Annotated in this window: 21 protein-coding genes; 9 read left to right on the forward strand and 12 right to left on the reverse strand. The window is 71.8% G+C overall.

From position 1 onward, the window contains the following. Window positions 1-26: 26 nt before the first annotated feature. From ACFY1P_RS25225 to galU, 5 genes are all read right to left on the reverse strand, one after another. The gene (locus ACFY1P_RS25225; protein WP_361526645.1) at window positions 27-647 is read right to left on the reverse strand and encodes a GNAT family protein; all 621 of its coding nucleotides are present in this window, start codon (window positions 645-647) and stop codon (window positions 27-29) included. After that, window positions 644-1,291, reverse strand: a complete 648-nt coding sequence (locus tag ACFY1P_RS25230) for a molybdenum cofactor biosynthesis protein B (RefSeq protein WP_390751939.1) — start codon at window positions 1,289-1,291, stop codon at window positions 644-646. Before ACFY1P_RS25230 ends, ACFY1P_RS25225 begins: the two co-directional genes overlap by 4 nt. Further along, window positions 1,288-1,809 (reverse strand): cyclic pyranopterin monophosphate synthase MoaC, encoded by a 522-nt coding sequence (moaC, locus tag ACFY1P_RS25235; RefSeq protein ID WP_361526642.1) that lies wholly within the window; start codon window positions 1,807-1,809, stop codon window positions 1,288-1,290. The genes ACFY1P_RS25230 and moaC overlap by 4 nt, the downstream gene beginning before the upstream one ends. A gap of 72 nt (window positions 1,810-1,881) precedes the next feature. Then, on the reverse strand, window positions 1,882-3,144 hold the full coding sequence (glp, locus tag ACFY1P_RS25240; RefSeq protein ID WP_390751972.1) for a gephyrin-like molybdotransferase Glp: 1,263 nt from the start codon (window positions 3,142-3,144) through the stop codon (window positions 1,882-1,884). Window positions 3,145-3,223: 79 nt separating this feature from the next. Continuing rightward, window positions 3,224-4,126, reverse strand: a complete 903-nt coding sequence (gene galU, locus ACFY1P_RS25245) for a UTP--glucose-1-phosphate uridylyltransferase GalU (protein WP_361526637.1) — start codon at window positions 4,124-4,126, stop codon at window positions 3,224-3,226. 51 nt (window positions 4,127-4,177) lie between these two features. Between galU and ACFY1P_RS25250 the strand changes: the two genes are divergently transcribed. Continuing rightward, window positions 4,178-4,792: a 5-formyltetrahydrofolate cyclo-ligase gene (locus tag ACFY1P_RS25250; RefSeq protein WP_390751940.1), complete on the forward strand. Its 615-nt coding sequence runs from the start codon at window positions 4,178-4,180 to the stop codon at window positions 4,790-4,792. 270 nt (window positions 4,793-5,062) lie between these two features. Here ACFY1P_RS25250 and ACFY1P_RS25255 read toward each other — a convergent pair whose 3' ends face one another. Further along, window positions 5,063-7,945, reverse strand: coding sequence for a penicillin acylase family protein (locus ACFY1P_RS25255; protein ID WP_390751941.1), 2,883 nt, complete (start codon window positions 7,943-7,945; stop codon window positions 5,063-5,065). Window positions 7,946-8,169: 224 nt separating this feature from the next. Between ACFY1P_RS25255 and ACFY1P_RS25260 the strand changes: the two genes are divergently transcribed. The 5 genes from ACFY1P_RS25260 (at window position 8,170) to mscL (ending at window position 14,122) form a co-directional block, all read left to right on the forward strand. Next, window positions 8,170-9,669: a potassium/proton antiporter gene (locus tag ACFY1P_RS25260; RefSeq protein ID WP_361526659.1), complete on the forward strand. Its 1,500-nt coding sequence runs from the start codon at window positions 8,170-8,172 to the stop codon at window positions 9,667-9,669. Between the two features lie 209 nt (window positions 9,670-9,878). After that, window positions 9,879-11,153: an MFS transporter gene (locus tag ACFY1P_RS25265; protein WP_361526628.1), complete on the forward strand. Its 1,275-nt coding sequence runs from the start codon at window positions 9,879-9,881 to the stop codon at window positions 11,151-11,153. A 66-nt stretch (window positions 11,154-11,219) separates the two neighbouring features. Beyond that, window positions 11,220-11,558: an FmdB family zinc ribbon protein gene (locus ACFY1P_RS25270; RefSeq protein ID WP_361526626.1), complete on the forward strand. Its 339-nt coding sequence runs from the start codon at window positions 11,220-11,222 to the stop codon at window positions 11,556-11,558. Window positions 11,559-11,670: 112 nt separating this feature from the next. Beyond that, window positions 11,671-12,522, forward strand: a complete 852-nt coding sequence (locus tag ACFY1P_RS25275; RefSeq protein WP_361526623.1) for an S-methyl-5'-thioadenosine phosphorylase — start codon at window positions 11,671-11,673, stop codon at window positions 12,520-12,522. A 1,120-nt stretch (window positions 12,523-13,642) separates the two neighbouring features. Further along, window positions 13,643-14,122 carry a large conductance mechanosensitive channel protein MscL gene (mscL, locus tag ACFY1P_RS25280; protein ID WP_361526620.1) on the forward strand — a complete coding sequence of 160 codons (480 nt, stop codon included), beginning with the start codon at window positions 13,643-13,645 and terminating at the stop codon, window positions 14,120-14,122. 25 nt (window positions 14,123-14,147) lie between these two features. Here the strand turns inward: mscL and ACFY1P_RS25285 are convergent, their stop codons facing one another. Next, a complete protein-coding gene (locus tag ACFY1P_RS25285) occupies window positions 14,148-14,345 on the reverse strand; it encodes a hypothetical protein (RefSeq protein WP_361526617.1) in 198 nt (65 codons plus the stop codon). Window positions 14,346-14,425: 80 nt separating this feature from the next. Here ACFY1P_RS25285 and ACFY1P_RS25290 point away from each other — a divergent pair, with 80 nt between their 5' ends. Genes ACFY1P_RS25290 through ACFY1P_RS25300 form a run of 3 tightly spaced genes read left to right on the forward strand, consistent with a single transcriptional unit; the run spans window position 14,426 to window position 16,946 of the window. Beyond that, complete coding sequence (locus tag ACFY1P_RS25290; protein ID WP_361526614.1) at window positions 14,426-14,590, forward strand: hypothetical protein; 165 nt, start codon at window positions 14,426-14,428, stop codon at window positions 14,588-14,590. A gap of 2 nt (window positions 14,591-14,592) precedes the next feature. Next, window positions 14,593-15,810, forward strand: a complete 1,218-nt coding sequence (locus ACFY1P_RS25295; protein ID WP_361526611.1) for a low temperature requirement protein A — start codon at window positions 14,593-14,595, stop codon at window positions 15,808-15,810. Between the two features lie 26 nt (window positions 15,811-15,836). Beyond that, a complete protein-coding gene (locus tag ACFY1P_RS25300) occupies window positions 15,837-16,946 on the forward strand; it encodes a P1 family peptidase (RefSeq protein ID WP_390751942.1) in 1,110 nt (369 codons plus the stop codon). A gap of 49 nt (window positions 16,947-16,995) precedes the next feature. On the opposite strand, the gene ACFY1P_RS25305 is transcribed toward ACFY1P_RS25300, so the two are convergent. The 5 genes from ACFY1P_RS25305 to ACFY1P_RS25325 form a co-directional block, all read right to left on the reverse strand. Next, window positions 16,996-17,964, reverse strand: coding sequence for a transporter (locus ACFY1P_RS25305; protein ID WP_361526605.1), 969 nt, complete (start codon window positions 17,962-17,964; stop codon window positions 16,996-16,998). Then, the gene (locus tag ACFY1P_RS25310; protein ID WP_390751943.1) at window positions 17,961-18,953 is read right to left on the reverse strand and encodes an ATP-binding cassette domain-containing protein; all 993 of its coding nucleotides are present in this window, start codon (window positions 18,951-18,953) and stop codon (window positions 17,961-17,963) included. The genes ACFY1P_RS25305 and ACFY1P_RS25310 overlap by 4 nt, the downstream gene beginning before the upstream one ends. Then, window positions 18,950-19,378 carry a GntR family transcriptional regulator gene (locus ACFY1P_RS25315; RefSeq protein ID WP_390751944.1) on the reverse strand — a complete coding sequence of 143 codons (429 nt, stop codon included), beginning with the start codon at window positions 19,376-19,378 and terminating at the stop codon, window positions 18,950-18,952. Before ACFY1P_RS25315 ends, ACFY1P_RS25310 begins: the two co-directional genes overlap by 4 nt. A 110-nt stretch (window positions 19,379-19,488) precedes the next feature. After that, window positions 19,489-20,382, reverse strand: coding sequence for a hypothetical protein (locus ACFY1P_RS25320; protein WP_390751945.1), 894 nt, complete (start codon window positions 20,380-20,382; stop codon window positions 19,489-19,491). Between the two features lie 261 nt (window positions 20,383-20,643). After that, window positions 20,644-21,255, reverse strand: coding sequence for a cutinase family protein (locus ACFY1P_RS25325; RefSeq protein WP_361526656.1), 612 nt, complete (start codon window positions 21,253-21,255; stop codon window positions 20,644-20,646). Between the last annotated feature and the right edge of the window lie 162 nt (window positions 21,256-21,417).

The following is a 21,417-nucleotide window of genomic DNA, read 5'->3' on the forward strand; positions in this document are numbered from 1 at the left end:
TTGGCAGTCAAATTCGAACGTTTATTTCATTTGTGAGAGGTGCTGGGCCGGGACCGGTGCCAGCGCGCCAGCAGCCCGTCCGGGACCTCCTCGGCGGTCAGCGCGTAGACGAGGTGATCGCGCCAGGCGCCGTCGATGTGGAGGTAACCGGGGCGCAGGCCCTCCTCCCGGAAATCGAGCTTCTCCACCACCCGCCGGCTGGGGAGGTTCTCCGGCCGGATGCACACCTCGACCCGGTGCAGCCCCACGCGGTGGAAGCAGTGGTCGACGGCGAGCGCGACGGCGGTCGGCATGACGCCCCGGCCCGCGACGGCCGCGTCGACCCAGTAGCCGATGTGGGCCGAGCACATCGAGCCCCAGGTGATGCCCGCCACGGTCAGCTGGCCGGCCAGCCGCCCCTGGTACTCGATGACGAAGGGCAGCATCCGCCCCGCGTGGGCCTCGGCCCGCAGATGGCGGACCATCTGCCGGTAGGTGGGGCGCTGGGTGACCGGGCCGCCGGGCGGGGGCGGCGGGATGGTGGCCTCCCAGGGGCGCAGCCAGTCGCGGTTGCGGCGGTTGACCTCCCGCCAGGCGTGCTGGTCGCGCAGCTTGATGGGCCGCAGGAGGACGTCGCCGTCCCGCAGCTCGGCGGGCCAGGCGCTCATGCGGGCGTCCGGGGGCCGTCCGCGGGCGGGCGCGGCGGGCGGGGCGTGCCGTCCGCGTCTCCCCCGCCGGGGTGACCGCCGGGATGATCGCCGGAGTGCCCGCCGGGGTTGCCGCCGGGGTTCCCGCCGGGGTGATCGCCGCCGTGGAGCTGGTCCACGGCGTGCAGGAGGATCCGTTGCAGTACGGCCAGGCCGTCGCGGACGCCGCCGGTCGAGCCGGGCAGGTTCACGATCAGCGTGCGGCCCGCGACCCCGGCCAGGCCCCGGGAGAGCGCGGCCGTGGGGACCTTCGCCAGCCCCTCCGCCCGGATGGCCTCGGGGATGCCGGGGATCTCGCGGTCGAGGACGCGGCGGGTGGCCTCGGGGGTGCGGTCGGTGGGCGAGATACCGGTGCCGCCGGTGGTCAGCACCACGTCGTACGCCTCCCGCACGGCGTCGCGCAGCGCGGCCTCGACGGGGTCGCCGTCGGGCACCACCCGCGGGCCGTCCACGGCGAAGCCGAGGGCCTCCAGCCCGGCGACGAGCAGCGGGCCGCCCCGGTCGGCGTAGACCCCGGCGGCGGCGCGGTTGGAGGCCGTCACGACGAGGGCCCGGCGGCCCTCCGGCAGGGCGGCGGGTCCGGTGCCCGGGTGCGCGGCCGTCACTCTCCCGCCCCTTCCCGCTCCGGCCGGGTCCACGGGCCCGACTTGCCGCCGGTCTTCTCCTGCACCCGGACGTCGGTGATCACGGCGCCCTTGTCGACGGCCTTGACCATGTCGACGAGCGTGAGGGCGGCCACCGTGACGGCCGTCAGGGCCTCCATCTCCACGCCCGTGCGGTCGGTGGTCTTCACGGTGGCGAGGATCTCGACGGCGTCGTCGGCCACGGTCAGGTCGACCTTGACGCCGGAGACGGCGAGAGGGTGGCAGAGCGGGATCAGCTCGGGGGTGCGCTTGGCCCCCATGATGCCCGCGATGCGGGCCGTGGCGAGCGCGTCGCCCTTGGGGACGCCTTCACCCCGCAGCAGCTCCACGACGCGGGGCGAGACGCGCACCCGGCCGCTCGCGCGCGCGGTGCGGGTGGTGACGTCCTTGGCGGAGACGTCGACCATCCGGGCCGCGCCCGCGCTGTCGAGGTGGGTGAGGCCGGTCGGCCGCGGAAGGGGGTCCTGGGCGCTGCTCATCGTTCTCCTGGTCCGGTCCGTTCGGGCAGACACCGTATCGGGCAGCGAGGGGGCGGAGCGGTGCAGGTGCGGTCAGTCGAGGAGGATCACGTCGAGCTCGGTGCCCGCCTCCACGGAGGTGGTGTCCTCCGGGACGACTATGAGGGCGTTGGCGTCCGCGAGGGCCTTGACCAGATGGGATCCGGCGCCGCCGACGACCTTGACCGTGCCGTCCTCGTGCCGGGCGCGCAGGAACTGGCGGCGGCCCGCCGGGGAGGAGGCGACGCTGTCGGCGCACACGGCGCGCACGGTCGTGCGGTCATGGGGTTCGAGCCCCATCAGCGCGCGGATCGCGGGCCGGGCGAAGAGCTCGAAGGAGACGTACGAGCTGACGGGGTTGCCCGGCAGGGCGAGCAGCGGGACGCGGTCGGGGCCGATGCGGCCGAAGCCCTGCGGCTTGCCCGGCTGCATGGCCAGCTTGCGGAAGGAGACGCTGCCCTCGTCACCGGCGAGCTCGGAGAGGGTCTCCTTGACCACGTCGTAGGCGCCGACGCTGACGCCGCCGCTGGTGACGACCATGTCCGCGCGGATGAGCTGGTCCTCCAGGGTGGAGCGCAGCGTCGCGGCGTCGTCGTCGACGGCGCCGACGCGATAGGCGATGGCACCGGCGTCGCGGGCGCAGGCGGTGAGGACGAAGCTGTTGGAGTCGTGGATGCGGCCGGGGGTCAGCTCCGTGCCCGGCTGGACGAGCTCGCTGCCGGTCGACATGACGACCACGCGCGGGCGCGGGCGCACCCGCACGGTGGCCCGGCCGATCGCGGCGAGCAAGCCGATCTGGGGCGGGCCGAGGACCGTACCGGCGCGCAGGGCCAGTGATCCGGCGGCCACGTCGCTGCCGCGGGCGCGCACGTGGGCGCGGGCGGCGGCGGGCCGGTGCACGCGGACCTCGCCGGTCGCGCCGTCGGGGGCGGCGCTGTGCGCGGCCATGGTGGTGGCGGGCCCGCCACCGGTGCCGCCGTCGGTCCACTCCACGGGGACGACGGCCTCGGCACCCGGCGGCAGCGGGGCACCGGTCATGATGCGGGCGGCCTCGCCGGGCCCCACGGTGGGCAGTTCGCCGCTTCCCGCGGCCACGTCGCCGATCACGGTGAGCACCGCGGGGAACTCGGCGCTCGCGCCCTCGACGTCCGCCGTGCGGACCGCGTAGCCGTCCATGGAGCTGTTGTCGAAGGGCGGCAGGGCGGCGGGCACGGTGACGTCCTCGACGAGCACGCAGCCCTGGGCGTCCAGCAGTTGCAGCTCGATCGGCTCCAGCGGGCGGATCCGGCCCAGGATGTCGTCGAGGTGCTCGTCCACCGACCAGAGGCGCTCCTCGACCGCGGCCGTGTCAGGGGACGTGTCGGCGGCGGATGTGTCGGCGGTTCTGCTCAAGGTGCTACATCTCCTCGGTGACGTAACGGCGAAGCCAGGCCCGGAAGTCCGGTCCTAGATCTTCACGCTCGCATGCCAGTCTGACAATGGCACGCAGATAGTCACCGCGGTCACCGGTGTCGTAGCGGCGGCCCTTGAAGACCACGCCGTGCACGGGCCCGCCGAGGCCCGGCTCGGCGGCGAGGGCCTGGAGGGCGTCGGTGAGCTGGATCTCGCCGCCGCGGCCGGGCTCGGTCTCGCGCAGCACGTCGAAGACGGCCGGGTCGAGGACGTAGCGGCCGATGACGGCGTAGTTGCTGGGCGCCTCGGCCGGCTCGGGCTTCTCCACCAGGCCGGTGATCTCCACGACGTCCTGGACGTCGGTGGGCTTGACGGCCGCGCAGCCGTAGAGGTGGACCTGCGAGGGGTCGACCTCCATGAGGGCGATCACGCTGCCGCCGTGCTTGCGCTGGATGTCGACCATGCGCGACAGCAGGGGGTCGCGGGCGTCGATGAGGTCGTCGCCGAGGAGGACGGCGAAGGGCTCGTTGCCCACGTGCGGGGCCGCGCACAGCACGGCGTGCCCCAGGCCCCGGGGGTCGCCCTGGCGGACGTAGTGCATCGTGGCCAGGTCGCTGGACTCCTGCACCCGCGCGAGCCGGGACTCGTCGCCCTTGCGCCGCAGGGCCTCCTCCAGCTCGTAATTGCGGTCGAAGTGGTCCTCCAGCGGCCGCTTGTTGCGTCCCGTGATCATCAGGACGTCCGACAGGCCGGCGAGGACGGCCTCCTCCACCACGTACTGGATCGCCGGCTTGTCGACGACCGGCAGCATCTCCTTGGGCGTGGCCTTGGTCGCCGGCAGGAAGCGGGTGCCGAGACCGGCGGCAGGGATGACAGCCTTGCTGATCCGAGAACGCGAATGAGTCATGGGCCGAACACTAACGGTTGGGATTGGGCGGAAGATGAGGCTCCACCGAGTATGACCCGAGACAGGGAGTTTGTACGAACAGTGATCAAAAACGAGGGTACGAAGGCCGAGTTGCGGCGTTCTTTCCTTGCGGTGAGAGCAGGGTTGACCATAGATGACCGCGCGGCCGCGGAGGCCGCGCTGGCCCGCCGCGCGCTCGCCCTCCCGGAGCTCGCGGAGGCCACCACGGTGGCCGCCTACGTCTCCATGGGGACCGAGCCGGGGACCCGCGCCCTGCTGGACGCCCTGCGCGAGCGGGGCGTACGCGTCCTCCTGCCGGTCCTGCTGCCCGACAACGATCTCGACTGGGCCCCCTACGACGGCCCCGCCCACCTCGTACCCGCCGCCCGCGGCCTCCTCGAACCCGACGGCGAACGCCTCGGGCCGTCCGCCGTGACCACCGCCGACGCGGTGCTGCTGCCGGGCCTGGCGGTGGACGAGCGGGGCCTGCGGCTGGGGCGGGGCGGGGGGTCGTACGACCGTGTGCTGGCCCGTCTCTCGGAGCGTTCTCCGGTGCGGGTGGTGCTGCTGTACGACTCGGAGGTGGTCGCGCGGGTGCCGGCCGAGCCGCACGATCAGGCGGTGGACGCTGTGGTGACTCCGTCGGGGGTGCGGCGCTTCCGGTAGCCTCCGGCGGTCTTTTCCCCAGCCCCGCCCCTTCCCGAACTGGGGCTGCGCCCCAGGCCCCCAATGCGCAGGTGCGTCGGCTGACGCACAGCGCCTGCGGCGCTGGTCCTCAAACGCCGGACGGGCTGATTGTGCGGACCGTAGCCAGCACAATCAGCCCGTCCGGCGTTTGAGGACAGCGCGCGAAGCGTGCTTGGGGGTCTGGGGCGCAGCCCCAGTTTCGGGAAGGGGCGGGGCTGGGGAAGAAAACAGCCCGCCGCAGGCGGACCCCTACGGCTTCAGGACAAGCTCCGCATCCGTCCCCTTCTTCACCGCGTCCGCGCTGTACGCCCAGGGGAGAAGCTCGCCCTTGGCCCACTTGTCCGTCTGGTCGTAGTAGTGCGCGTTGTACGCGTGCCCGGAAGCGCCCGTGAGGTTGATCCACCGCGACTTGTCGAGATCGCCGAGGTTGACGACCATGCGCATCGACGGGACCCAGATGACGTCGTAGCCGCCCGCCGCGTTCCAGCCGGCCGCGTTGACCGCGGCCTCGCCGCCTGCGAGGTTCCAGGGGCCGCGGTTGAGCAGCCAGCGCACGATGGCGGGGCCGTCCTTGCCGAGGGTCTGGTTCTTGAGGTTCAGCTGGTGGAGGCGGCCCCAGCTCCAGGAGTTGACGTCCTTGCCCAGCTTGGAGGTGAGCTCCATGCGGGCGTCCTTCATGGCCTGGGCCAGCAGCTCGTCACGGTTGTGCGCGCCGGCGTCGGGGTTGGCGCGGGTGCCGTTGGTCTTCCACCACGCGTCGTCCGGCTTGTCGAGGATGTTGCGGACGACCTCGAACCAGCGGTCGCCGCCGTCCGGCTGCGCCGAGTCGGGCTCGCGCTCGCCGCACTCGGTGACGAGGCGGGTGTTGCCGTCGAGGTCCTCCTGCGGCCCGGAGTCGTTGGCCGGGCGGACGCGCAGGCACTGGCCCTTGACCCGCAGCTCCTTGGGCAGCTTGTTGCCGAAGGCGAGCTTGAGGGTGTTGCGCCACACGGCGTTGAAGTACGCGGCGGCCGCGGAGTCGGCCTCCTGGGTGTAGTCCCAGCCCTCCAGGAGCTTCTGCGCCTCGCGGACGTACTTCGTCTCGCGCTCGTTGTCGCCCTTGAGCTCGATCTTCAGCAGGTAGGGGGTCAGCAGCTTGGCGATCTCGCTGGTGTTGTCCATCTGCATCTTCTGCATGTCGTCCGTCGAGATCTTCCCCCCGTCCTTGATCTTCGACTGGATGAGGTCGTTGATGCGCTGGCTGCGTGCGCCGTAGCCCCAGTCCGAGGTCAGCTGGTAGGGGTACTTCTTGTCGGCGACGGCCTGGTTGGCCGTGACGATGTAGCCGCGCTTGGGGTCGTAGTCCCAGGGCAGCTCGGCCTGCGGGATGTAACCGGTCCACTTGTAGGCCGGGTCCCAGCCGGGCGCGGGGTAGCGGCCGTCGCCCTTGCGGACGGGGATGCGGCCGGGCGCCTGGTAGCCGATGTGGCCCTCGGTGTCGGCGTAGATGAGGTTCTGCGAGGGCACCTCGAAGCCGGCGGCGGCCTTCTGGAATTCCTTGAAGTCCTTGGCGCGGTTCAGGTCCAGCAGGGCGTCCATGCTCCTGTCGGCGTCGAGCGCGGTCCAGCGCAGCGACACGGCGTAGCCCTCGGCGCGGTCGGGCGCGGGGTCCTGCACGGGCGCGTCCTGGCCGACCTTGCCCAGCTCGTCGTTGCGGTCGGAGACGATCGGCCCGCTGTTGGTGGAGCGGATGGTGAACTCACGGCTCTTGCCGCCCGCGACCTTGATGGTCTCCTTGCGGGTGGTGAAGGGCAGCTGCTTGCCGTCGTAGAGATAGGTGTCGGCGGTGACCTTCTCCAGGTAGAGGTCGGAGACGTCGGCGCCGAGGTTGGTCATGCCCCAGGCGATGTCCTGGTTGTGGCCGATGACCACGCCCGGCATGCCGGCGAAGGTGTAGCCGGCCACGTCGTACGGGCAGGCGGCACTGGTCTTCGTGCAGTGCAGGCCCATCTGGTACCAGAGCGAGGGCATCTGGGGCGCCAGGTGCGGGTCGTTGGCCAGCAGCGGCTTGCCGGTGGTCGTGTACTTCCCGGAGACGACCCAGGAGTTGGACCCGATGCCGTTGCCGGAGGGGCCGAGCAGCGCCGGGATCTTGTCGAGGGTGCTGGAGAGCGAGGACAGGCCGCTGCGCAGCCCGCCGCCGGCGCTGCCGCCGGTGGTGGGGTTGGCCGCGCCCGAGCCGCCGGTGGCACCGTTCGCCCCGCCGGCCGTACCTCCGGTGGCGCCGTTCGCGCCGCCCGTGCCCGTACCGCCCGGCTTGCCGGCCGTGCCGGCCGTGCCGCCGGTCTGCGTGCTCTCGGACGGGGTGGCCTTGGGGTCGAACGCCTTGGTGAGCGGGTCGACCCCGCCGCCCTCGACGATCGGCTTGTTCCGGTCGTACGGGTACGCGGGGTAGAGCTGGTCGATCTGCTTGGGGCTCAGCCGGGTCGCGGCGAGCGAGCGGTCGATCTCGTCCTGCATGTTGCCGCGCAGGTCCCAGGCCATGGCCTTCAGCCAGGCGACGGAGTCGACCGGCGTCCACTGCTCGGGCTTGTAGTCGTTCTTGAACGACAGGGCCGCGTACTCGACGGACAGCGACTTGCCCTGATGGTCCTTGAGGTAGGCGTTGACTCCGTCGGAGTACGCCTGGAGGGCCTTCTTGGTGCTCGCCGACAGCTTGGTGTCGTACTCCTCCTGCGCGACCTTCCGCCAGCCCATCGTGCGGACGAAGGCGTCGGTCTCCACCTGCCCCTCGCCGAACATCTCGGAGAGGCGGCCCGCCGTCAGATGCCTGCGGACGTCCATCTCCCAGAACCGGTCCTGCGCCTGGACGAAGCCCTGGGCGCGGAAGAGGTCCTCGGCGGAGTCCGCGTAGATCTGCGGGATGCCGTGCGCGTCGCGCGCGACCTTCACCTGCCCGGACAGCCCCTTGAGCTGGAGCGTGCCGCTGGTCTCCGGGAAGGAGGCGCGGACCGTACTGACGCTCCAGTACGCGCCGAAGCCGACGCCCGCCACGAGCAGCAGCACAAGAGTGATCACGAGCAGGCGGGCGCGGCGGCCTTTCTTCTTACCGGACTTCTTCTTGCCGGAAGGGCCGGTCTTGTTGGCGGGCATCGCTGTCCTTAGAGGGGCAGGGTGGTCCTGGAGTGCTGAAGCAACCATAGGCGCAGCGCTCCGGGCGCCCCGACGCGGAGTCCGGCGGGACAGTGACATACGTCGCTGTGGCCGCTATCACGCGTCAAGAACCCGTAAAATATTAGGTTAGGAAATGAAGTTCCGGTCGGCCGGAGGAACGTTCCGGCCGATATCCGTGGCAAGACTCGTGAAGGGACCGGCCCCTGACTGTCCACCACCTCAACGAACTCCTGCTGATCTGCTCTCTCGTGCTGCTCGTCGCAGTGGCGGCGGTACGGATCTCCTCGCGCAGCGGGCTCCCCAGCCTGCTCATCTATCTGGGCATAGGCGTCGCCATCGGGCAGGACGGCATCGGCGTCCACTTCAACGACGTCGGCCTGACCCAGGTGATCGGCTATGCCGCCCTGGTCGTGATCCTCGCCGAGGGCGGCCTCGGCACGAAGTGGCACGAGGTCAGACCGGCGCTGCCGTCGGCCGCCGTGCTCTCCACCGCCGGCGTCGCCCTCAGCGTGGGCATCACCGCGTCGGCCGCGCACTACCTCGCCGGCATGGACTGGCGGCAGGCCCTGATCATCGGCGCCGTGGTGTCCTCGACGGACGCGGCGGCCGTCTTCTCCGTGCTGCGGAACGTCCCGCTGCCGTCCCGGCTGACGGGTGTCCTGGAGGCCGAGTCGGGCTTCAACGACGCCCCCGTCGTCATCCTCGTCGTCGCCTTCTCGGCGGCCGGACCGGTCGACCACTGGTACGTCCTGGTCGGCAAGATCGCCCTTGAGCTGGCCATCGGCGCGGCCATCGGCCTCGCGATCGGCTTCCTCGGCGCGTACGGCCTGCGGCACGTGGCCCTGCCCGCCTCCGGCCTCTACCCGATCGCCGTGATGGCCATCGCGACCGCGGCCTACGCGGGCGGCGCGCTCGCCCACGGCTCCGGCTTCCTGGCCGTCTATCTGGCCGCGCTGATACTGGGCAACGCCAAACTGCCGCACTGGCCGGCCACCCGCGGCTTCGCCGAGGGGCTCGGCTGGATCGCCCAGATCGGCATGTTCGTCCTGCTCGGCCTGCTCGTCACCCCGCACGAACTGGGCGACGACATCGTGCCCGCGCTCATCGTCGGGCTGGTGCTGACCGTGGTCGCCCGGCCGGTCTCGGTCTTCCTGAGCACCGCGCCCTTCCGCACGCCCTGGCAGGAGAAGGTCCTGCTGTCCTGGGCGGGCCTGCGCGGGGCGGTGCCGATCGTCCTGGCCACCATCCCCATGGTGGCCGGGGTGAACGACAGCCGGACGATCTTCAACATCGTCTTCGTGCTCGTGATCGTCTACACCCTGGTGCAGGGCCCGACGCTGCCCTGGCTCGCCAGGCGGCTGCGGCTGGGCGAGACGGAGCCCGAGGACCTGGGCATCGAATCGGCGCCCCTGGAGCGGCTGCGCGGCCATCTGCTGTCCGTCTCTGTCCCGGAGGGATCGAAGATGCACGGCGTGGAGGTCGGGGAGCTGCGGCTGCCCGCCGGGGCCGCGGTCACCCTCGTCGTACGCGACGGCAAGAGCTCCGTACCGGGCCCCACGACCGTGCTGCGCCTGGGCGACGAGCTGCTGGTGGTGGCCACCGATCCGGTGCGCGACGCGACGGAGAAACGGCTGCGGGCCGTGAGCGAGGGAGGCAAGCTTGCGGGCTGGCTGGGGACACCCGGTACGCTGAAGGGGAAGTAACCTCGTTATTTCCTATGTTGTTCCCCATTATCTGACCGAACCAACTCTGCCTGATGCAGGGCTGGCGCGACCGCACGGCGGCCGCGGTCGCGCGACACAAGGCGGCCGGCACGGCATCTACCACGGTCCTGCGCGAGAGGACAGCTCTCGGCGCGCTCCGTGCGGTGTCCCGTGCGGTGCGTGCTACCAGGCGGCGGAAAGGCCCGGCCGTGGCATCCACGGTCAACGACCACGCCGAGGCGCGACCCGGATACGGCCAGCTGCTGCGCACGCGCGGCGCCTGGACGTTCCTGCTTCCCGGCTTTCTGGCCCGGCAGCCCTTCGCGATGCTGACCATCGGCATCCTGCTGCTGGTCGAGCACACCACCGGCTCGTACGGCACGGCGGGCGCCGTCTCGGCGACCGCCGGTGTCGCGATGGCGCTGTTCGCCCCGCAGAGCGGCAAGCTCGCGGACCGCTTCGGACAGGGCAGGGTGCTGCTGCCCGGCGTGGTCGTGCACGCCGCGGCGATCTCCCTGCTGATCACCCTGGCGCTGGCGGACGCACCGCTGTGGGCGCTGTTCGCCGCGGCGGTGCCCGCCGGCGCGTCCACCCCGCAGATCGGACCGATGGTCCGGGCACGCTGGGCGGCCAAGCTGGACGGCTCGCCGCTGATGTCCACGGCGGCGGCCTTCGAGTCGGTCACCGACGAGTTCACCTTCGTGATCGGCCCCGTGCTGGCCACCGCGCTGTGCACGGGCGTCCACCCGGCGGCGGGTCTGATCACCGAGGCGGTCCTGACGCTCGTCGGCGGCCTGCTCTTCGCCTCCCAGCGGCGCACCGAGCCCGAGCCCAGCCGCTCCTCCGGGAGCCGCGAGAAGACCGCCTCGGCGCTCTCCGTGCCCGGCGTCCGCGTCCTGGCGGTCGCCTTCCTGGGTATCGGTTCCGTCTTCGGCGGCATGCAGGTGTCGATGACGGCCTTCACCAAGGAGCTCGGCGAGCCGGGGCTCAACGGTCTGATGTACGGCACGTTCGCGGCCGGAAACATGATCGCGGGCATCGTCTGCGGCGCCATCGCCTGGAAGGTCAGCCCGCAGCGCCGCCTGCTGGTCGCCTACCCGCTGCTGGCGCTGGCCACCACCCCGCTGTGGGCCGCGCACGCGCTGCCGCTGCTGGGCGGGCTCGGCCTGCTCGTCGGCCTGTGCATCGCCCCGGCGCTGATCACCGGCTACACGCTGGTGGAGTCGCTGGTCCCGCCGACGGCCCGTACGGAGGCCTTCACCTGGCTCACCGGCGCGGTCGGCCTCGGCCAGGCGGCCGGTGCCAGCATCGGCGGCCGGGTGATCGACTCGCACACCGCGAGCTCCGGTTTCCTGATCCCGCTGGTCGGCACGGTGCTGGCCCTGGCGGTCCTCCTCACGCTGCGCAAGGCGCTCACACCGAAGGGCGAATCGCTCATCGCCGCACGTGGGGTGGGTCACCGCGAGGCCGTATCGGTGGACTGACGGGCCGGAATACTGCACTATGGAGCGTCGTTAGCACTCATTGAGTGAGAGTGCCAGGAGGATCAAGTGCCGACTTACCAGTACCAGTGCACCGAGTGCGGCGAGGGCCTCGAGGCGGTGCAGAAGTTCACCGATGATGCCCTGACCGTCTGCCCGAGCTGCGACGGACGCCTGAAGAAGGTGTTCTCCGCGGTCGGCATCGTCTTCAAGGGCTCCGGCTTCTACCGGAACGACAGCCGTGGCGCGTCGTCCAGCAGCAGCCCGGCGAAGGCTTCCACGACTTCGTCCGCCCCGAAGAACGGCTCGGACTCCTCGTCGGCCTCGTCTTCGACGTCCTCCTCGACGTCCTCGGCGACCTCTTCGGCGTCCTCGACCTCGTCGTCGAGCAGCACGTCCGCCGCCTGAGGCACCACTCGCACTTCCCTGGAGCCCGCGAGCCCTTCGTCGAAGGGTTCGCGGGCTCCTGCCGTTCTACGGTGCTTCCCGGTGCTTCCCGGTGCGCCGTTAGGGTGGCCGCATGGTCGAGATGGGTACCGCCGCACAGGCGGACATAGGCGTGATCGGCGGGTCGGGGTTCTACTCCTTCCTGGAGGAAGTGACCGAGGTCACCGTCAAGACGCCCTACGGGTCGCCGAGCGACTCGCTCTTCATCGGTGAACTGGCCGGACGGAAGGTCGCCTTCCTCCCCCGCCACGGACGCGGCCACCACCTGCCCCCGCACCGCATCAACTACCGGGCCAACCTGTGGGCCCTGCGCTCCGTCGGCGTGCGCCAGGTGCTCGGCCCCTGCGCGGTCGGCGGGCTGCGGCCGGAGTACGGGCCGGGCACCCTGCTCGTGCCGGACCAGCTCGTGGACCGCACCAAGAACCGCGTCCAGACCTTCTTCGACGGCGAGCCCCTGCCCGACGGCACGGTGCCCAACGTCGTCCACACCACCTTCGCCGACCCCTACTGCCCCGCCGGCCGCGCCGTCGCCGTGGCCGTCGCCCGCGGCCACGGCTGGAACCCCGTCGACGGCGGCACCATGGTCGTCATCGAGGGCCCCCGCTTCTCGACCCGGGCCGAATCCCGCTGGCACGCCGCCCAAGGCTGGTCGGTCGTCGGCATGACCGGCCACCCGGAAGCGGTCCTCGCCCGCGAACTGGGCCTCTGCTACACCTCCATGTCCCTCGTCACCGATCTCGACGCGGGCGCGGACACGGGTGACGGGGTCTCGCACGACGAGGTGATGCGGGTCTTCGGGGAGAACGTGGGGCGGCTGCGCGAGGTTCTGTTCGCGGCGGTCTGCGCGTTGCCGGAGACGAGCGAGAGGGCTTGTCTGTGCGTGGGGGCGCATGAGGGGTGGGATCTGGGGATCGAGTTGCCGTAAGGGGTTGGGTGCGGGTGTGTTGTGGCTGGGGTGGGGTGGCCTCAATCGCCGGCCGGGCTTGGGTGTGTGGTGGGTACGCTTTCCGCTGGGTGCGGGGGCGTGTTTGGGTGCGGATGCGTTTCCGGGTGCGGGTGCGTTTCCGGGTGCGGGTGCGTTTCCGGGTGCGGGTGCGTTTCCGGGTGCGGGTGCGTTTCCGGGTGCGGGTTGTGTGCGCCTGCGGCGGGCGGCCTCAAACGCCGGCCGGGCTGGGTTTGTGGTGGGTGCCGGGGGTGGCGCCTCCGGGCTGGGAACCTGGAACGCGGTGCGGGAACCGTAAGACGTATTGAGTGCCCTGAAGTCGCACCGCGTTCCAGAACCCCACCCTCCGACCCCACCCCCTCCCCCCGGAGGGCGACATCACGCTTCGGGGCACGCCATGCTTTTGTCTTTCAGCCCGTCCGGCGATTGAGAACGCGCACGCAGTGCGCTCCCGCCGCAGGCGGCAACGGGCGTGCAGGTTCGGGGGCTGGGGCAGCGCCCCCCACGCGGCGGAGCCGCAAATGAGATGCAGCCGGGAAGGGGCGGGGTAGGGGAACAAGCCCGCCGCAGGCGACCACCCGCCCGCAGCCGGGGCCTGGGGGCGGGTGGTCGCCTGCGGCGGAGCCGCACATCAGATGCAGCAGGAAGGGGCGGGGCTGGGGAACAGGCCCGCCGCTCGCGCCCCCACCGGCCACAGACGAGCGGCCCCGTTATCCACAATCGCCCAGTAATCCACAGCCCCCAGCGAAATCCCGAGATTCACGGAATCGTGGTGAACACCCAGAGCCCACGACCCCAAGGCGAGCCCCAGATGATCGCACTTGAGAGCAACCCCACACCCCCACCCACCCAACACCTCCCCGACTTCGAACCGATCAGAGTGGGAAGGAGACGGTCCACAAGACACCCCGCCCACCCCCGAAGGCAAAGACTCCGCCTGGCAGCGATCGCGGCCGCCGCCGCGGCCACCCCCTGCCTGCCCACCCTCACGCACTACGCCCTCGCATGATCACCCCCAAGCCCGGCCCAGACCTGGCAAACTCGTCCGGAAGGCATGGATCGTGCCATTGCGGCACAGAGAGAGACAGAGAGAGGCCGCTCGGTGAGCGAGAAGAAAACAGGCGTCCTTGGCGGCTTCAAGGCGTTCCTGATGCGGGGCAACGTCATAGACCTCGCGGTCGCCGTTGTCATCGGTGCGGCGTTCACCAACATCGTCAATTCGGTGGTCAAGGGTGTGATCAACCCTGTGGTCGGCGCCTTCGGCACCAAGGACCTGGACCACTACGCGGCCTGCCTGAAGGGCCCCTGTTCGAAGAACGCCGCGGGCGAGGTGACGTCCGGTGTCTTCATCCAGTGGGGAGCGGTGCTCAGCGCGACGCTGACGTTCCTGATCACGGCCGCGGTCGTCTATTTCCTGATGCTGCTGCCGATGAAGCGCTGGCAGGACCGCCAGGCCGCGAAGAACCCGGCGGAGCCGACGCCGGCGCAGGTCACGGAGATCGAGCTGCTGGAGCAGATCCGGGACGCGCTGGTCGAGCAGCGCCGTGGCCCGGAGCCGGAGACGGTCCCGGCCCAGCGCTGACGCCGGCGCGGGCCCGCCGCGGGGCTCAGATGTGGTGGGGCGGCTTCTCGTCGAGGAAGCGGGCCAGGTCGGCGGCGCTGCCGCCGCCGGCGGGCCGCTCGCCCCAGCCGCGGTCCGTGTCGTCCGAGGACTGCTGCGACAGCGGGTCGTCGAAGATCAGCGCGGCGGCGGGCCGGCGCGGCGGCGGGGTGGGCTCGGCGGCGGGTTCGGGGGCATCGCTCATGCCTCCAGGGTACGGTCGGGCCGCCCGGCCTCCGGCGCTCCCGGCGCGCGCCCGGCGGTGGCAACGGCGACAATCACCGCATGAGCGATGTGACGCTGCCCACATATGTCTCGCCGGTGCCCGGCCCGTGTCCTGAGCGCCACACCCCGGTGGCCCGCGGCCAGAGGCGGGAGCGCGGCCCCGGCCACGGGGAGACCCGGGGCGGGGGAATCTCCACCGGCCGCGCGCCGCACCGCGCCGGCTGACCATGAGCGAGCCCACTCCCGCTTCCCACGGCAGTGGTGGCGTGCTGCGCCGGATGACCGAGCGCGGGCGCGAGGAGGCGCACCGTACGGCCACGCCCCTGGAGCTGTTCTTCGACCTGTGCTTCGTCGTGGCGGTGGCGCAGGCCGGCAGGCAGCTGGTGCACGCGCTCGCCGAGGACCACCCGGCCACCGGTCTCCCCGGCTATCTGATGGTGTTCTTCGCCGTCTGGTGGGCGTGGGTCAACTTCAGCTGGTTCTCCTCCGCTTACGACACGGACGACGTGCTCTACCGCGTGGTGACGCTGGTGCAGATGGCCGGGGTCCTGATCCTGGCGGCGGGTGTCCCCCGGGCCTTCGACGGCAGCGACTTCACCGTGGTGTGGTTCGGCTATCTGGTGATGCGGCTCGCGATGGTGACGCAGTGGCTGCGGGCCGCGCACGCCGGCAGAGGCGAGGAGCGGCGGACGGCGCTGCGGTACGCGGTGGGGGTCAGTCTGTGCCAGGTGGGCTGGCTGGGGCTGCTGTTGCTGCCGCAGCAGGCCAAGCCGTGGCTCTTCCTGGTCATGGCGGTCGCGGAGATGTCGGTGCCCGCGATCGCCGAGCTCCGGCGCCAGACGGGGTGGCACCCGCACCACATCGCGGAGCGGTACGGCCTGTTCACCATCATCGTGCTGGGCGAGACGGTGTCGGCGGCCACGGTCGCCGTCCAGTCGGCGGTCGACGAGCACGAGGCGCTGGGCACGCTGCTGCCGATCGCGGGCGGCGGACTGCTGATCATCTTCGCCGCGTACTGGATCTATTTCGCGGTGCCCATCCATCTCCATCTGGCCTCCAACCGCCAGGCGTTCCTGTGGGGTTACGGGCACTACTTCGTCTTCGGCTCGGCGGCGGCCATCGGGGCGGGGATCGAGGTGGCGATCGAGGAGGCCGTCGGCAAGGCGCACATCTCGACGTTCGCGGCGTCGGGGGCGGTCACCGTGGCGACGGCGCTGTTCATGTTCTCGGCGTGGCTGATCCACTCCCGGCACCACAAGCGGGGCCTGGCGCAGCAGTTGGTGCTGCCGGTGTCGGCCGTGCTGGTGCTGGCCTGCACGTTCGCGGGGCATGCCGCGGTCCTGCTGGCCGGGCTGGTGTCGGCGGCCACGGTGGCGGTGGGGGTCTTCCTGACCACCCGGCGGGCGGCGGTGGAGGCGACGGCAGCGGACACACCACAGACATAGCGGAAGGGAAGTGGTACGCATGGGCCATGACTGACGCCCACGCCGCACAGCAGCCCTCCCCCGGCCCTCTCGACGCACTGACCGACGTTCCCGGGCTGCGGGTCGGGCACGCGCGCCGCGTCGGGGACGGCGCCCTGACCGGCACCACCGTGGTGCTCACCGAGGCGGGCGGCGCGATCGCCGCGGTCGACGTGCGGGGCGGCGGCCCGGGGACGAAGGAGACCGACGCGCTCGATCCGCGGAATCTCGTGCAGCACGTCGAGGCGATCGTGCTGTCCGGCGGGAGCGCGTTCGGGCTCGACGCCGCGTCGGGGGTGATGGCCTGGCTGGAGGAGGCGGGCCGCGGTTTCCGGGTGGGTCCCGATCCGGCGCAGGTCGTGCCCGTCGTCCCGGCGGCCGCGCTGTTCGACCTCGGCCGCGGCGGCGACTGGCGGGCCCGCCCCGACGCCGCGCTCGGGCGGGAGGCGGTCGAGGCGGCGGCGCGTTCGGAGGCGGGGGCGCCGGTGGAGCAGGGCACGGTCGGCGCGGGTACGGGCGCGGTGGCCGGGGGCGTCAAGGGTGGCGTCGGGACGGCGAGCGTGGTGCTTCCGTCGGGTACGACGGTCGCGGCGCTGGCCGTGGTCAACGCCGTCGGGTCGGTGGTCGAGCCCAGGACGGGCGCGTTGTACGGGCAGTTGGCGCAGGGCGTGGTCGACGTCCCGGCGCCCGAGCGGCACCGCGCCGCCCAGGAGAGGCTGGCGGCGGCGCAGCAGGAGTCCGCGAGGCGGGCGGCCTCCTCCGTACGGCCGCCGCTCAATACGACGCTCGCCGTCGTCGCGACCGACGCCGTGCTGACCCGCGCCCAGGCCCAGAAGCTCGCGGGCACGGCTCACGACGGCCTGGCCCGCGCGGTGCGCCCCGTACACCTGCTGAGCGACGGCGACACGGTCTTCGCGCTGGCCACCGGTGAGCGCCCGTTGGCCGGGGAGGAGCTGTTCGGCAGCACGATCCTCCCGGTGGCGGGGGCGCTCAACGAGATCCTGGCGGCGGGGGCGGACGTCCTGACCCGCGCGGTGGTGAAGGGAGTCCTGGCGGCGGAGGGGGTGGACGGCCCGGGGGGTGTCTTCCCTTCGTACGGCGATCTGTACGGGAGCTGAGTCCGGGCCGCCGCGTCCCCTGAGTGCCCCCGCCACGGGGCCCTGTCCGTCAGAGAACCGCGCGGCGGCGCAGTACGACGCAGATCAGGGCCATGAGCGCGGCCGCGAGGCCGATGAAGACCGCGGTCTCGATCCACTGGAAGACCCAGAAGTCGCTCGCGGGATAGACCTTGTAGAAGCGTCCGGTGAAGCCCTTCTGGGCCATGCAGGTCTTCATGTCGGGCAGCCCCTCGCCCGATGCGCAGGCGGCCGGTTCGTGCACCAGGCGGCCGGCCCGGTCGATGAAGCCGAAGTCCCCGGCCGATTCCGCGCTGCCGATGTACTGCCGGGGCGCGTCGCCCTGGCTGGTGCGCAGGGTGGGTGAGATCCAGTCGTGGCGGACGGTGTTGAGGAGCAGGCGTACGCCCACGATCACGGCGAGCGCGGTGCCCATCGCGGCCACCGTGCGGCGCAGCAGCAGCCCGGCCGCCGTGCCGACCACGAGGCCGAGGACCGCGCAGGCCACGGCGGCGGGGCCGGTGGCGTTGAAAATGTAGCCGTCGTGCCAGTAGAGGCCGTTCAGCATGTTGGAGACCGGCTCCCACCACCACGCGAGGAGCGCGGCGAGTGCCGCCGAGCCGATGAGCGTGCAGACCAGCGCCAGCGAGAAGCGGGTGAGGAACCAGCGGCGGACGCTGACGCCCTGGGTCAGCGCGAGCTTCCACGTACCGCTCTCCAGCTCGCGCCCGAGCAGGGGCGCGCCCCAGAAGATGCCGATGAGCACGGGCAGGGCGGTGCTGAGCGAACCGAGCGCGCGCAGCGGCCCGTTGGTGTCCTCGAAGAACTGCGCGGCTGTCGAACCGGCGCAGTCACCGTTCCAGCCCTTGCAGTTCTTCGTGTCGATGTGGTGGTCGCTGATGAAGGCCAGCATGTCCGCGCGCTGGAACGCGACCCACACCGCGCAGGCCGCGAGGACCGCCGCGCCGACCAGGATCAGCGTGCGCTGCTGGCGCCAGGCCAGCCAGAGGGTGCCTTTCACGCTGCGGCCTCCGTGTCACCGGAGGGGGCGGCGTCGGCCGGGGCGGAGCGGAGATACGCGAGCAACAGATCTTCCAGGGAGGGGATTTCGGTGACCCACCGGTCGTCGGCGAAAACGTCGACCGGGCTGTCGGCCGGGCTGTCGGCAGGGGCATCGGCGGAGGCATCGGCAGGGGCATCGGCGGGGCGGCCCGCCGTGCGGAGCAGGGCGGTGACCTGGCGGCCCGTGACGGTCGACTCCACGACGGTGGCGCCGCCCAGCCCGGCCGGCAGGCCGTCCTCGCGCCCGCTCTCGGCCCGCCCGGTGAGCAGGACGTGGTCGTCGCACAGCCGCTGCGCGTCGCCCTGGAGCCGTACGCCGCCGTGCTTGAGGAGGAGCACGTGGTCGCAGACGTTCTCCAGCTCGGACAGGACGTGCGAGGACAGCACGACGGTGATGCCGCGTTCGGCGACCTCGGCCATGACCAGGCCCATGGCCTCGATGCGGACGAGCGGGTCGAGGTCGGCCAGCGGCTCGTCGAGGAGCAGCAGCTCGGGCCGCTTGCCGAAGGCGAGGGCGAGCGAGACGCGGGTGCACTGGCCCGGGGAGAGCGTGCCGACGCGGGCGTCGAGGGGGATGTCCCCGGCGCGGACGATGCGTTCGGCGGTGGCCTGGTCCCAGTCCTGGTTGAGCTCGCGGCCGAAGCGGAGGGTCTCGTCGACGGTGAAGCGGGGGTAGAGCGGCTTGTCCTGGGCGAGGAGGGCCGTGCGGTCGCGGGCCCCGGCGGTGACCGGGTCGGCGCCGAAGACGCTCATCTCGCCTTCGGTCGGCCGCAGCAGGCCGGTGGCCAGGTGGAACAGCGTGCTCTTGCCGGCTCCGTTGGGGCCGACGAGCGCGGTGATCCGGCCGGCGGGCAGGGCGAAGTCGCAGTCGCGCAGCGCCCATCCGCTCCGGAACCTACGGCCGAGCCGTGTCGCCCGCAGGGCCGTAGAGGCGATCGGGTCGGTCACGTGTCTTCCTCCAAGGACTGCGGTGATCGGTGGGACGGGGGTGGCGCGGGGAAGCGTGCGTCGAGGGCGGCGGCGGTGAGGGCGGCGATGTCCTCGCGTTCCAGACCGGCCTCGCGGGCCCGGTCCACCCAGTCGGTGAGTTCCGCGCGCAGCGGCGAGTCCGCCGCCGTCGCGGGCCGGGACAGTGAGCGCCGCACGAACGTGCCCTGCCCCGGCCGGGGTTCCACGAGCCCCTCGCGCTCCAGCTCGCGGTAGGCCCGCAGCACGGTGTTGGGGTTGATCGCGGTGGCCGCGACCACGTCCTTGGCCGTGGGCAGCCGGTCCCCCGGCTCCAGCACGCCGAGCCGGAGGGCCTGCCTGACCTGGTGCGCGAGTTGCAGATAGGTGGCGACGCCGCTGCGCCGGTCCACCCGGAACACGATCATCCGCACCCTCATTCCACTAACGTCTTAGTGGAATGATGCGGAGCGCCTGCCGTCGGCGTCAAATGTCACGGAGTGCGTCTCCCTGCTCACGCAGCAGGTGGATGGGCGTTTCAGCGGCCGCGTCGTACGTACGGGCGTGCGTCGAGGGCGGCGCGGACCGCCGCCGCGCGGGCGCGTACACCGTCCGGCGACACGCCTTGGGCCTGGTGGGGCGCCGGTTCGCCGCGGCAGTCTCGGCAGATCCCGCCGGGCAGCGCCTCGGGGCGGCCGGGCGCGCGGCAGACGGTGCACTCCGGGATGCGGAAGGTCGGCGCGGGGGTGTCCACGACGGCCTCGGGCGGCATCTTGTCGACGAGCCGACGGCGCGCGAAGGCGCCCGCGCAGTGCACTTCCGGCGGCAGTCCGGTCGTCAGCGCGCGTACGAGCTCCACCTCGGACGCACCGCGCGCCAGCCACGCGGCGGCGAGCTCTTCGAGTGCCGCGCACTCGGCGGCGGAGAGAGTCATGCGGGGGTCCGTGCGCCCCAGGGAGGCGAGTGCGTCGTACGCGTACGAACGGGACGGCGCCTGAGGCTCGGGTTGCGATTGCGACCGGGTGCGCTGCGCCGGAACGTCCCCCGCCAGGACCGCCGTCCACCACGCGTCGTCCCGCGCGGTGCGGGAGAAATGCGAACGGGTCACCCAGTGCCAGCTGCCGCCGTCACCTTTGATCCGCTCCGTCACCCGCCGCAGATGCCCCGCCTCGGACAGCCGCCGGAGCGCGGTGAGACACGCGGCCTGCCCGTAGTCGGGCAGCTGGGCGGCGAGGGTCTTGGCGTCCATGGCCGCACCCTCGGGCAGACGATCGATGAAAGCGGCGATGGGCGCCTCGCGGGGCCGCAGGTGCGCGAAGTCGCCACGGCGGCGGGGAGCTTGCTCGGGGGCGGTGCGCTTGCCGTATCCGGGACGGGCCAGGGGGTACGGGTGCGCGGCACGTGGGGCAGGACTAAAGTCGGCGACAGCCATGGATCGACCCTTTCTCGATCTTGATGGTCAGACCCCGGCATGGTGTTGGCGCACCGGTCGGGGTCGTTCATTGCTGCGAACGCTAGAGGGTGGCGGCGCTGTGTCGCAACCCGAACACGGAAAGTGAACGCGCGTGGTATGCGCGGGGGTTGGGAGGGAGGGTGGGTCGAACCCACCACCCATTCCTTGCATAGAGGGCTCGGGTCCGGGGGCCCGGATCCCGGAGCTCGGGACCGGGCCCCCGCCCGTCAGCGGCCTGGATTACCAGGGATACCAGGCGCCGTTCCACCACTGCTCGTGGGCGCTGTCGTTGTGGTGGTCCATGTTGAAGTCTTCGGGGTAGTTGTGGGTGTGGTTGTACGGGTAGCCCAAGGGATCGGCGGAGTCATCGCAGATGTAGTCCCAGTGGCAGATCGACTTGACCGGCACGTTGCCGAAGAACCTGTCGACGCCCGCGAGCGGAGCACCGACGATGGGGCCGAACGGCGAGGTGGAGCCGTTGCCTCCGGGAGGGCCCTGGCGTTTGGGGTCCGCGACGAGGATGGCGTTGACGTTGTCGAACGACTGCCAGTTCTCGGTGACCCAGACGTGTACCACCGCGGCACCCAGGGAGTACCCGCCCATCTTGACGTGCTGCCCCGGGCACGCGGCACGCTGGTCACGGACCAGCCGGTTCAGCTCGTTGACGCCTGCCCGGACGCTCGCGCCGTTGGGAATCGTGGTGGGATACCCGACGTGCTGCTGGATGTTGCCGTAGAAGCCGTCGTTGTTCCAGGAGCTTCCCGTGCCGCCGACGACGATCGTGTACGTACCGTCGCAAGGAGCGGTCGTCGGCGCCGCGGACGCCTGCCCCACCGAAAGCCCACCCGCCATCAGAAGAGCGGCCACCAGGGCCACGCCCCGCCTCGTGCGCCTCGCGCGCAGCAGAAGAGCGGCTGACGCGGCCGCTGTTCGTCTCATTCGCATGCGATTCTCCTACGGAGTTGACCAACCGAACGAGCTCGACGGGACTGCCGACTCCTGCGCACCGGCAGC

The organism is Streptomyces sp. NPDC001407 (genome assembly GCF_042895325.1).
GTDB lineage: Bacteria > Actinomycetota > Actinomycetes > Streptomycetales > Streptomycetaceae > Streptomyces.